11 protein-coding genes and 1 pseudogene are annotated in these 11122 nt (G+C 71.2%); 8 read left to right on the top strand and 4 right to left on the bottom strand.

What is annotated here, in order from left to right; translation table 11 throughout:
* The first annotated feature begins 23 nt into the window (after nucleotides 1–23).
* Nucleotides 24–941: a toll/interleukin-1 receptor domain-containing protein gene (locus tag HZ992_RS25430; RefSeq protein WP_209384616.1), complete on the top strand. Its 918-nt coding sequence runs from the start codon at nucleotides 24–26 to the stop codon at nucleotides 939–941.
* Nucleotides 938–2068: an aspartyl protease family protein gene (locus HZ992_RS25425; RefSeq protein ID WP_209384615.1), complete on the top strand. Its 1131-nt coding sequence runs from the start codon at nucleotides 938–940 to the stop codon at nucleotides 2066–2068. Before HZ992_RS25430 ends, HZ992_RS25425 begins: the two co-directional genes overlap by 4 nt.
* A 19-nt stretch (nucleotides 2069–2087) precedes the next feature.
* Here HZ992_RS25425 and HZ992_RS25420 read toward each other — a convergent pair whose 3' ends face one another.
* Nucleotides 2088–2858 (bottom strand): hypothetical protein, encoded by a 771-nt coding sequence (locus HZ992_RS25420; protein ID WP_209384614.1) that lies wholly within the window; start codon nucleotides 2856–2858, stop codon nucleotides 2088–2090.
* 143 nt (nucleotides 2859–3001) lie between these two features.
* Nucleotides 3002–4459 (bottom strand): aldehyde dehydrogenase family protein, encoded by a 1458-nt coding sequence (locus HZ992_RS25415; RefSeq protein WP_209384613.1) that lies wholly within the window; start codon nucleotides 4457–4459, stop codon nucleotides 3002–3004.
* Between the two features lie 61 nt (nucleotides 4460–4520).
* Between HZ992_RS25415 and HZ992_RS25410 the strand changes: the two genes are divergently transcribed.
* Together HZ992_RS25410 and HZ992_RS25405 are read left to right on the top strand one after the other, a co-directional pair.
* On the top strand, nucleotides 4521–5483 hold the full coding sequence (locus HZ992_RS25410) for an ABC transporter permease (protein WP_209387304.1): 963 nt from the start codon (nucleotides 4521–4523) through the stop codon (nucleotides 5481–5483).
* The gene (locus HZ992_RS25405) at nucleotides 5480–6313 is read left to right on the top strand and encodes an ABC transporter permease (protein ID WP_209384612.1); all 834 of its coding nucleotides are present in this window, start codon (nucleotides 5480–5482) and stop codon (nucleotides 6311–6313) included. Before HZ992_RS25410 ends, HZ992_RS25405 begins: the two co-directional genes overlap by 4 nt.
* 3 nt (nucleotides 6314–6316) lie before the next feature.
* On the opposite strand, the gene HZ992_RS25400 is transcribed toward HZ992_RS25405, so the two are convergent.
* Nucleotides 6317–7216: a LysR family transcriptional regulator gene (locus HZ992_RS25400; protein WP_209384611.1), complete on the bottom strand. Its 900-nt coding sequence runs from the start codon at nucleotides 7214–7216 to the stop codon at nucleotides 6317–6319.
* Nucleotides 7217–7308: 92 nt separating this feature from the next.
* Here HZ992_RS25400 and HZ992_RS25395 point away from each other — a divergent pair, with 92 nt between their 5' ends.
* Nucleotides 7309–8307, top strand: coding sequence for an NAD-dependent epimerase/dehydratase family protein (locus HZ992_RS25395; protein ID WP_209384610.1), 999 nt, complete (start codon nucleotides 7309–7311; stop codon nucleotides 8305–8307).
* Nucleotides 8308–8411: 104 nt separating this feature from the next.
* Nucleotides 8412–8571 (top strand): annotated as a pseudogene (locus HZ992_RS25960) (ABC transporter permease); the annotation flags it as partial.
* 1 nt (nucleotide 8572) lies between these two features.
* Here the strand turns inward: HZ992_RS25960 and HZ992_RS25390 are convergent.
* Nucleotides 8573–9337, bottom strand: coding sequence for a hypothetical protein (locus HZ992_RS25390; protein WP_209384609.1), 765 nt, complete (start codon nucleotides 9335–9337; stop codon nucleotides 8573–8575).
* A gap of 133 nt (nucleotides 9338–9470) precedes the next feature.
* On the opposite strand from HZ992_RS25390, the gene HZ992_RS25385 reads away from it, so the two are divergent.
* Entirely contained in the window at nucleotides 9471–10457 is a 987-nt protein-coding gene (locus tag HZ992_RS25385; protein ID WP_245213305.1) for an ABC transporter ATP-binding protein, read from the top strand.
* Nucleotides 10454–11110 (top strand): protein-L-isoaspartate(D-aspartate) O-methyltransferase, encoded by a 657-nt coding sequence (locus HZ992_RS25380; RefSeq protein WP_209384608.1) that lies wholly within the window; start codon nucleotides 10454–10456, stop codon nucleotides 11108–11110. Before HZ992_RS25385 ends, HZ992_RS25380 begins: the two co-directional genes overlap by 4 nt.
* Nucleotides 11111–11122 lie beyond the last annotated feature (12 nt).

Raw genomic sequence — 11122 nt, 5'->3', positions numbered from 1 at the left:
CGAGGCCATGCGAGAGGTTCCACGTGCGCGTGTTCGTCAGCCATGCCTGGGAAGACAAGCCGCTCGCGCTGGAGCTCGCGAAGCTGCCGCCCTTCATCCACGCCTGGGTCGACGTGCGCGAGCTGCTCGGCGGCCAGCAGCTCGACCCGACCATCATCGAGGCCATCGAGGACAGCCACGTCTTCCTGGCGCTGATCAGCAAGGTGTCGGTGGGCAAGCGCTACGTCGCCAAGGAAGTGGCCTGGGCGCTGGAGCGCGAGGCGAAGAAGGATCGCGTCTTCGTGCTGCCGGTGATGCTCGAGCCGGGCATCGACTTCGGCAAGCTGCGCAAGCCCTACAAGCAGCTCGCCTCGCGCCTGTTCGTCAGCGCCACCGAACGCGGCGAGGCCGGCATGGCCGCAGCGCGCGCGGCGCTCGCCGACACGCTCTTCCACTGGGCCAGCGACTGGCTCGACCGCTTCGAGCCGCGCGGCGACCACGACCGCCGCTTCGTCGAGGGCCTGGAGGCGCAGCTGGTCGACTATCGCGTACGGCTGTTCGCGGTGAAGGCGGCGCTCGCCTGGCCGCTGGCCACGCTGGTGCAGCCCGAGGCGCTGGCCCACCTGATCGCTGTGAAGGACCGCTACAACGAATTCACCGACGCCTTCATCCCGCAGCTCGCCAAGCTCGACGAGGAGGTGCGCTGGCGCTTCGGCAACGCGGCGCAGCGCGCCTTCAAGCAGCTCGCCGACTTCCTGCTCGACGAGGTGTTCCAGGGCGCGGCGTTCGCGCTGAACGACGTGATCGAGTCGATCAACGCCTACGAGACGGTACTGGCGAAAGACCCGGCAGCGCTGGCTGCGGCGGAGAAGCGCCGCGAGTCGCGCATCGCCGCGCTGGAGCCGGTGCTGGCCGAGCTGGTCGAACGGTGCACCGAGTACATCGAGACCCTGAAGCCGTGACGCGCCGCCTTGCCGCGCTGGTTCTCTGCGCCGCAGCCCTGTGCGGTGCGGCCCGGGCCGATTCCGGCCGCGTGCCGCTGACGCGCGTGTCGCTCGGCGAGATCGGCGGCTGGATCACGCTGGATGTCGAGCTCGGCGGCCAGCGCGGCCGCTGGCTGATCGACACCGGCGCCAGCCGCAACCTCGTGTCGCCAGGGCTGGCGCGGCGCCTGGGCCTGCAGCCGCGCGGCGCCGTCAGCGCCGACACCGTGCTCGGCCAGGTGCGCGGCGGCGAGGTGAGCCTGCCGCCGTTGCGCCTGGGCGGCTTCGAGCGGCCGGTGCAGACCGCGCTGGTCATGGAGCTGGCCACCTTGATCGGCGCTGCAGCCGAAGGCATCGATGGCGTGCTGGGCGTGCCATTCCTCGATGGGCTGCAGCTGGATCTCGACCTGCGCGACTGGGTGGCGAGCTTCCGGCGCAGCGACTCCTCGGCGTGCCCTGCCGGCAGCAGCGCCCTCCCGTTGACGCGGCACCGCACGCTGCCGGTGATCACGCTCGCGGTGGGCGAGCCGGCCGTGGCGCGTGCCTACGTGCTCGACACCGGCAACCCGGCCGCGCTGCTGCGTGTCGAGGCCAACACGCCCGACGCCGCTACGCCCGGGCTGGCCCTGCCCGGCGGCCACCGCTTGACGCTGCTGGCGCGGGCCACGATCGGCGTGCAGACGCGCACGGACGTGCCGGTGCTGCGCGTCGCCGCGCCGGCGCTGGTGAAGAGTTTCGACGGCAAGCTGCACGGCCTGGCCGGCACCGCCTTCATCGATGGCGCACGCTGGCGGCTCGACCTGGCGCACGACCAGCTGTGTGTCGAAGCCGTCAGCGTGGCAACGCCGGGCGGCTTCGGGCTCGCGCTGGAACGCCTCAGCGGCGAGCTGCGGCTGTCCACGGTCCTCGCCGGCGGCCCGGCGGCGCAGGCCGGCCTGCGCGAAGGCGACGTCGTGACGCGCTGGCCCGGCGGCGACGCGGGTCGCCCACTCGCGGCGCTGTGGGCCTCGGTGCAGGGGCGCGACGAGATCGTCGTCGGCGTGGGCGAGCCGGTGCGCGAGGTGACGCTGCGCCGTGCGCTGTTCGCACCGCCCGCCGAGCCTTGAAGCGAGCCGGGGCCTGCGCTCAGGGGCAGAAGGTCGCTGTCGTTTCCTTCTGGCGCCGCAGTGTGACGCTCTGGCCGCCGGCGTTGCGCAGCGTCAACGTCGCGCCGTCGACGTACTCGACCTGCGTGAAGCGTGGCGTCGCCTGGCCATTGGCCGTCAGCGCCGCAATCTTCGGCCGGGTGCTCGTGGCCACCTGGTAGCCATCGAACAGGCCGTCGAGCAGCACCGGCGCGCCGCCCGGCGACACGTCGCAGGCCTGGATCTGGTTGGCCACCGAATCGTTGTCGACGCTGTTGAAGACGCTGAACTTCAACTGCGTCGCGCCGCCGTCGCTGACCCACAGGCCGAGGTCCATCTGCACGTCGACGCGGTTGTTCACGTAGCTGCGCGCCGGCCGGCCGCCACCGGCGGCCACCTGCATGCGGATCAGGCTGGTGATGGTGCCGTCGATGCAGGTGGCCTGGGTCGGCGAGTTGGCGGCGTGCAGCAGCACCCGGCCGTTGTCGAAGGTGCCGGCCATCGCCAGCTGCCCGCTGCCGTCGTCCTGCACGTCGCAGAAGCTGGCCGGATTCAGGATGTTGGCCTGCACGGCGAACTTCGACGAGAACAGGTGCACCTCGGGGCCGGGGCTGGTGAACTGGATGCCTTCGTTGGCGACGTTGCCGCCTTCGCGCCACGCGCCGTTCAGCGGCGTCACGATGGTCAGCAGCAGCAACTCGGCGCCACCGCAGCCCGCCAGCAATGCAGCTGCGCACAGCGCCCCGCGCAGCATCCTCTTGCGATTCTTCATGGCCATGCTCCTGTCGAAACGGGAGTGGCGATGATCTGCCTCGCGGCACGCGCCGTCCATCACCCTTTCGACGTCACGCTAGGGGTGAAATGGTTGCGAATGCGGGGGGGGTCAGCCGGGTCGAGCCACATCGCAGCAGCGGCTCAGCCGTGCAGGATCGCCACCGTCTTCAGAGCGGAGAAGCCGTACAGCGCCTCGAAGCCCTTCTCGCGGCCGTGGCCGGAGGCGCCCACGCCGCCGAAGGGCAGCTCCACGCCGCCGCCGGCGCCGTAGTTGTTGACGAACACCTGGCCGCACTTCAGCGCGCGCGCCATGCGCAGTTGACGGCTGCCGTCGCGCGTCCACACGCCGGCCACCAGGCCGTAGGCCGTGCCGTTGGCGATGCGCAGAGCCTCGGCCTCGCCGTCGAAGGCGATCACCACCTGCACCGGGCCGAAGATCTCTTCCTGCGCCAGCGCGTGGCGATCCGGCACGCCGGCCACCAGCGTGGGCCTGACGTACCAGCCACCGGCCGGCGCGTCGTGCACGATCTCGCCCTGCGCCGCCACCTGAAGGCCGCTGTCGCGGGCCAGCGCCAGATAGTGCGAGACGATCTCGTGCTGGCGCGCCGAGATCAGCGGGCCCACGTCGAGATCGGCCAGCGCCGGGCCGACACGCAGCGCGCGATAGCGCTGCGCCATTCGCGCGACCACCTCGTCGAACACCGCGCGCTCGACGAGGATGCGCGAGGCCGCCGAGCAGGTCTGCCCCGCGTTCTGTATGCCGGCGTTGACGAGGAAGGGCAGCGCCGCGTCGAGGTCGGCATCGGCGAAGACGATCTGCGGGCTCTTGCCGCCCAGTTCCAGCGTGACGGGAATGGTGTTGCGCGCCGCCGCGGCCTGCACCAGCCGCCCGGTCGCCACCGAGCCGGTGAACGACAGGTGCTGCACTCCCGCATGCGCGGTGAGCGCCGCGCCCGCTTCTTCGCCCAGCCCCGGCACCACGTTCAGCGCGCCGGCCGGGAAGCCGGCTTCCTCGGCAATGCGCGCGAAGGCCAGCGCGGTGAGGCAAGCCTCCTCGGCCGGCTTCAGCACGCAGGCATTGCCCATCGCCAGCGCCGCGCCGACGCTGCGGCCGATGATCTGCATCGGGTAGTTCCAGGGCACGATGTGGCCGGTCACGCCGTGCGGCTCGCGCCAGGTCAGCGCGGTGTAGCCGTTCAGGTAGGGGATCGTCTCGCCCATCACCTTGTCGGCCGCGCCGCCGTAGAACTCCAGGTAGCGCGCCAGCGCGACGGCATCGGCGCGGCCCTGCTTGAGCGGCTTGCCGACGTCCAGCGCCTCCAGGCGCGCGAGCTCTTCGACATGCTCCAGCACCTTGCGGCCCATGGTGGCGAGCAGCCTGCCGCGCTCGGCGGCGGTCAGTCGGCCCCAGTCGCCGGCCAGCGCGGCTTGCGCCGCGGCCACCGCGGCATCGACGTCGTCCGCACTGCCGCGCGCGATCTCGGCCAGCGTGCTGCCGTCGGACGGGTTGGCCAGCGGCAGCGTCTGCCCACCGCTCGCGGCGCGCCAGCGGCCGCCGATGAACACCTCGTTCGTGGCGAAGGGCAGGGTCTCGCGCATGGCCGTCTCCAGCGTGTTTTCGGCCATCATAGGAGCACCCGCGCCACCCGAGGAACTGCTCATCGCCCTCTTCCTGCTCAAGCGTTTCGCGAGCTTCGTCGTGACGCTGGCGTTCGCCTCGCTGGTGGTCTTCGCGGTGCTCGACCTGCTGCCGGGCAACGCCGCGCAGGTGATGCTCGGCGAGAGCGCCACGCCGGAGTCGGTCGAGGCCCTGTCGAAGAAACTCGGCCTGGACCGCCCGGCGCCGCAGCGCTACCTGGCGTGGCTGGCGGGCCTGGCGACGCTCGACGTCGGCAACAGCCAGTCCTACGACACGCCCATCGTCGAACTGGTCGCGCAGCGGCTGGCCGTCACCGTGCCGCTGGCATTGCTGGCGATGGCGCTGAGCACGGTGCTGGCGCTGGCCGCCGGCGTCTATGCCGCCTCGCGCCACAACCGCGCGGGCGACCTCGGCGTGATGGCCGCGAGCCAGCTCGGCATCGCCGTGCCGAGCTTCTGGTTCGGCATCCTGCTGGTGATGCTGTTCGCGGTGAAGCTGCCCTGGTTCCCGGCCGGCGGCTTCCCGGGCTGGACGGAAGACGAAGGCGGCGGCCTGTGGGACGGCCTGCAGGCCCTCGTGCTGCCGGCCGTCGCGCTGGCCGTGGTGCAGGCGGCCATCCTCGCGCGGATCACCCGCTCGGCCGTGCTCGACGTGCTGCGCGAGGACTTCGTGCGCACCGCGCGCGCCAAGGGCCTGTCGCGCCGCGCCGTGCTGTGGGGCCACGTCTTGCGCAACGCCATGGTGCCGGTGGTCACGGTGATGGGCCTGCAGTTCGCCAACCTCGTCACCGGGACCATCGTGGTGGAGAACGTGTTCTCGCTGCCAGGCCTCGGGCGGCTGATCTTCCAGGCCATCGGCAACCGCGACCTGCCGCTGGTGCAGAACATCGTCATGCTGCTGGCCGCCACGGTCATCGCCATCAACTTCGTCGTCGACGTGCTCTACGCGGTGATCGACCCGCGGCTGAAGGGCCGCGCCGCATGAGCTTCTGGCAGCGTGCGCTGCGTCACCGCAGCTTCGTCGCTGGCGGCGTGCTGGTGGCCGCGCTGATCGTTCTGGCGCTGCTGTCCTTCGTGTGGACGCCGCACTCGGCCACCGAGATCGACGTTCCGAACAAGCTGCTGCCGCCCTCGGCCACGCACTGGCTGGGCACCGACAGCCTGGGGCGCGACATCGTCTCGCTGCTCATCGTCGGCGCGCGCGCCTCCATCGCGGTGGGCCTGATCGCCGTGGGCATCGGCATCACGGTGGGCGTGGCGCTGGGGCTGCTCGCCGCGTCGCGGCGCGGCTGGGTCGAGGAGCTGGTGATGCGCCTGTCGGACTTCAGCATCGCCTTCCCGGCGCTGCTCACCGCGATCATGCTGACGGCAATCTACGGGCCGGGGCTGGTGACCTCGATCGTGGCCATCGGCATCTTCAACATCCCGGAGTTCGCGCGCATCACGCGGGCCTCGGCCAACGCGGTGTGGACGCGCGAGTTCGTGCTCGCCGCGCGCGCCTGCGGCAAGGGCGCCTGGCGCATCACCCTCGAGCACGTGCTGCCGAACATCGCCTCGGTGCTGATCGTGCAGGCGACGATCCGCTTCGCCATCGCCATCCTCGCCGAGGCCGCGCTGAGCTACCTCGGCCTGGGCACGCAGCCGCCCACGCCGAGCTGGGGCCGCATGCTCAACGAGGGCCAGAGCATGATGTACCAGGCGCCGCTGCTGGCCGTCTGGCCGGGACTGGCGATCGTGCTCAGCGTGCTCGGCCTGAACCTGATGGGCGACGGCCTGCGCGACCTGCTCGACCCGCGCCTGGCTCGGCAGCGTTAGGCCCTAGGCGATCGCCGGCGGGATCGCCTCGGCCAGGAAGTCGTAGACCCGCCGCACCAGCCGGCTGGCGCGGATCTCGCGGTGCACGGCCAGCCAGCAGGGCAGCGCGGGGATCGCCAACTGCGGCAGCAGCGCCACCACGCCCGGCCAGTGGCGCAGGTTGTATTGCGCGACGAAGCCGATGCCGGCGCCCGCGGCGACCAGCTGCCCGTAGGCGATCTGCGCGTCGGTGCGCAGCGCGAAGTGATCGCGCGTGAGCGGCCAGCCCATCGCTGCGAAGCCGCGCAGGATGCCCTCGTCGCGGTCGAAGCCGATCAGCCGGTGGCCGGCCAGTTCCTCCGGGCGCTTCGGCGTGCCGAATCGCGCCAGGTAGTCGCGGTGCGCGGCAGCGATGATCGGGATCTCGCCGAGCTTGCGCGCCACCAGCGAGGCCTGCGCCGGGCGCACCATGCGCACGGCGATGTCGGCTTCGCGGCGCAGCAGGTTGGTGAGCTGGTTCGAGGCCACCAGCTCGACGGCGATGCCCGGCTCCTGCGCCTGCAGCTGCGCGAGCAGCGGCGGCAGCAACCAGGTCGCCGCCACCTCGCTGGTGGTGATGCGGACCGTGCCCGTCTCGGCATTGCGGGCCGTGGCCAGCGAGCGCGACAGCGTCAGCGCGCCGGCTTCCATCTGCCGCGCGGCATCGGCGATGGCCAGCGCCGCCGCGGTGGGCACGACGCCGCGGCCGGTGCGCTCGAACAGCGGCGTGCCGAGCTGCGCCTCCAGCTCGGCGACATGGCGGCTCAGCGTCGGCTGCTGCGCATTCAGCCGGCGCGCCGCGCCCATCAGGCTGCCGGCGTCGAGCACGGCGAGGAAGCTGCGCACCAGTGCCCAGTCGAAGCGGTTCGGATCCAGCGTACCCATGCATAAATGTATGGCTGACGTACCGAGTTCGGCAATTGCCGGATGGCCGGCGGCGGCCGACACTGCCCTCACGTCATTCACAGGACACCGCCATGGACACCCTCTCGACCCTCCCCGCCACACGCCGCAGCGTGCTCGTGCTCGGCGCCAACGGGCGCTTCGGCGCCGCCGCCGCGCTGGCCTTCCGCGATGCCGGCTGGCGCGTGCTGGCTCAGGTGCGGCGAACGCCGGCCGCGCCCGCCGCCGGCATCGAGGCAGTGACCGTGCCGATCACCGACACCGAGGCGCTGGCCCGCGCCGCCGCGGGCGCCAGCGTCGTGATCCACGCCGTCAACCCGCTGTACACCCGCTGGGACGAAGAGGCGATGCCGCTGCTCGAAGCCGGCCTGGCGGTCGCGCAACGCCTGGGCGCGCACTTCATGCTGCCAGGCAACGTCTACAACTTCGGCGAGCAGATGCCGCCGCTGCTGCGCGAGGACACGCCGCAGCGCCCGAGCACGCGCAAGGGCGAGCAGCGCGTGGCGATGGAGGCCGCCATCGCAAGAGCCTGCGAGCGCGGCACGATCACCGGCACGGTGATCCGCGCCGGCGACTTCTTCGGCGCCGGCAGCGGCAGCTGGCTCGACCTGGCGATCGCCAAGTCGTTGCGCGAGGGAAAGCTCGTCTACCCCGGCCCGTTGGGCCTCGCCCACGCCTGGGCTTACCTGCCCGACCTGGCGTGCGCCTTCGTCGCCGTGGCCGACTCCGGCGGGGCGGGTTTTCGCACGCTGCACTTCGCCGGCCACACGCTGACCGGCACGGAGCTGCTCGCCGCGCTGGAGCAAGCGGCCACCGAGCTGGGCATCGCACCGGCGCGCGGCTTCCGGCACGGCGGCATGCCCTGGGGTTTCATCCGCGCGGTCGGGCTGGTGCACCCGATGTGGCGCGAGCTGGCGCGCATGAGCTACCTGTGGCGCGTACCGCATGCGCTGGACGGCCGCCGCCTGGCCACGCTGTACAGCGTGCGCCAGACACCGTTGCCGCAGGCCCTGCGCGCCGCGTTGATCGAACTCGGCCTGGCCGATGCGAATCGCGCTATCGTGGCCGCATGACGAGGCTGCATCCACCCTGCCGTCCTGGACGTCCGTGACCTGCGCGTCGTGCTGCCCACTGCGCGCGGCCCGGCCGCGGCGCTGCGCGGGGTGTCGTTCTCGCTGGGCGCCCGCTAGAAACTGAAGGCCAGAGCATGATGTACCAGGCGCCGCTGCTGGCCGTCTGGCCGGACTTGGCGATCGTGTTCAGCATGCTCGGCCTGAACCCCTGAGGGCGACGGCCTGCGCGACCTGCTCGACCCGCGGCTGGCGCGCAGCCGCTGAGTCAGCGTGCGTTCAGGGCAGCCTTGATCTCGCCCGCGGGCTTCTTGCCCCGCAACACCGACAGCACCAGACCGATCAGGAGCAGGCCGCCGATCAGCACGCCGATTCGCAAGGTTCGGAAGGTGCTGTTGATTTCGACGGCGATCTTCTGCGCTCCGTCCTCCTTTTCCAGACGCATCTTCTCGGTGCCGCCCAGCAGCGAGCGGAAGCGGTCCTTGCCGGCCTTGATGCCCTCGTTGTATTGAAGCGTCAGCCCGATGCGCTGCTCTGAAGTCAGCGTCGACGCATCGGACGCGTCGGCACGCGCGGCCAGCGATGTCATCTCGCCCGCATAGAACACGGCTGCCTGCTTCCATTCGAGGATCTGCTTGCGCTCCTCGTCACTGAAGTACGGGCCGCTCGGCAGGAGCATGCTGTCGAGCAGAACCAGCATCTTGCCGTAGGAGTTGTCGAACTCCTTCATGTAGCCCTTGCGCTTGCCCGTGTCGGCCACGTAGATGAACATTTCCTTCTCGTAGCGGCGAAGCTTCTCGCCCTCGACCTGAAGCTTGGACAGTTGTCCGGCGGCGACGAAGTTCTCGCGCACCGCCCGCTCCACGCCGCGCTCGGTGTCCGAAGTGCCCCACAACACACCGGCCACCAACGCTGCCACCAGGAGACTCACGGCCACGCCCGACTTGCTGAGTACTTGTTTCATGTTCGACCCCCTGTTTGCTGCGAGTACTCGCAACGTTCTGTTGCAAAAGTGAAGTCGGATTGTGGTCATCACCGGCGAGGAACTTGAGCGACAAAATCACAGTTGATGTCATTGATGATGTGAGGATCTACCGAAAGTCGCGTCTCCGAGCGCAAGCGTGAAGCAGGTCACAGCTGTCGCCGCCAGCCGCTATCGTCTGCACATGAGCGAATCCCGCTTGCCGCTTCTGACTGTGACCGAGCTGCGCGTCGTGCTGCCCACCGCGCGCGGCCCGGCCGCCGCGCTGCGCGGGGTGTCGTTCGCGCTGGGCGCCGGCGAGAAGCTCGGCCTGATCGGAGAGAGCGGCTGCGGCAAGTCGCTCACCGCGCTGGCGCTGATGGGCCTGCTGCCCGAGGGCGCGCTGGTCGAGGGCAGCATCCGGCTCGCCGGCCAGGAGCTGGTGGGGCTGCCCGAGGACGCCATGGCGCGCCTGCGCGGCGATCGCCTGGCGATGATCTTCCAGGAGCCGATGACCGCGCTGAACCCGCTGCACACGATCGGCGCGCAGGTGGCCGAGCCGCTGCGACTGCACCGCGGCCTCGATCGTGCCGCCGCGCGGGCCGAGGCGCTGCGCCTGCTCGACAGGGTAAAGTTGCCCGAGGCCGCGAAGCGCCTCGATGCCCACCCGCACCAGCTCAGCGGCGGCCAGCGGCAGCGCGTGATGATCGCCATGGCCCTGGCCTGCGGGCCCGAGCTGCTGATTGCCGACGAACCGACCACTGCGCTGGACGTCACCCTGCAGCACGAGGTGCTGATGCTCATCGACGAGCTGGTGCAAGGCAGCGGCATGGCCCTGCTGCTGATCAGCCACGACCTCGGCGTGATGGCGCGCCACGTGCAGCGTGTGGCGGTGATGTACGGCGGCACGGTGGTCGAGTCCGGCCCCACGACGGCGGTGTTCGAGCACCTCGCGCACCCTTACACGCAAGGCCTGTACGCGGCTCGTCCGCGGCTGGGCGCCACGCGCGGCACGCGGCTGGCCACCATCCCCGGGCGCGTGCCCGAGCTGGCCGACCTGCCCGCGGGCTGCCCCTTCGCCGACCGCTGCGGGCGGGTCGTCGACGACTGCCGGCGTGCGATGCCGCCCGAAGTGGCGGTCGGAATCGGGCACATGGCGCGCTGCCTGCGCGTTGCGGTGGCCGTGCCATGAGCCGCATCGACTTCGCGGCGCGGCGCCGGGCCATGGTGGCGCAGCAGATCGAGGCGCGCGGCGTCACCGATGCACGTGTGCTCGCCGCGATGCGCGCCGTGCCGCGCGAGAACTTCGTCAGCCCCAGCTGGCAGGACGAGGCCTACCACGACAGCCCCTTGCCGATCGAGGGCAAGCAGACCATCTCGCAGCCCTACATCGTGGCGCTGATGGCCGAGGCCCTGCAATTGAAGGGTGACGAGCGCGTGCTCGAGGTCGGCACGGGGTCGGGTTATGCGGCGGCGGTACTCGCGCGGCTGGCCGCCGAGGTGCACAGCGTCGAGTGCATCCCCGTGCTGGCCGGCCTGGCCACGAAGCGGCTGGCCGCGCAGGGCTGCTCCAACGTGACTGTTCACCGAGGCGACGGCAGCCTGGGCTGGCCGGAGGCGGCGCCCTACGACGCGGTCGTGGTCACTGCGGCCGGCCCCGACGTTCCGGCGGCCTTGAAGGCGCAGCTGAAGCTCGGCGGGCGGCTCGTCATGCCGGTCGGCGAACGCCACGGCCTGCAGGATCTGCTGCGGCTCACGCGCACCGGCGAGCATGACGAACGGCGCGAACTGCTGCTGCCGGTGCGCTTCGTGCCGTTGACCGGCGAGCAGGGCTGGCCCGGATGAAATGACGAGCGG

Source organism: Rhizobacter sp. AJA081-3 (assembly GCF_017795745.1).
Lineage (GTDB): Bacteria > Pseudomonadota > Gammaproteobacteria > Burkholderiales > Burkholderiaceae_C > Piscinibacter.
This window is presented reverse-complemented; position numbering and strand designations above follow the sequence as displayed.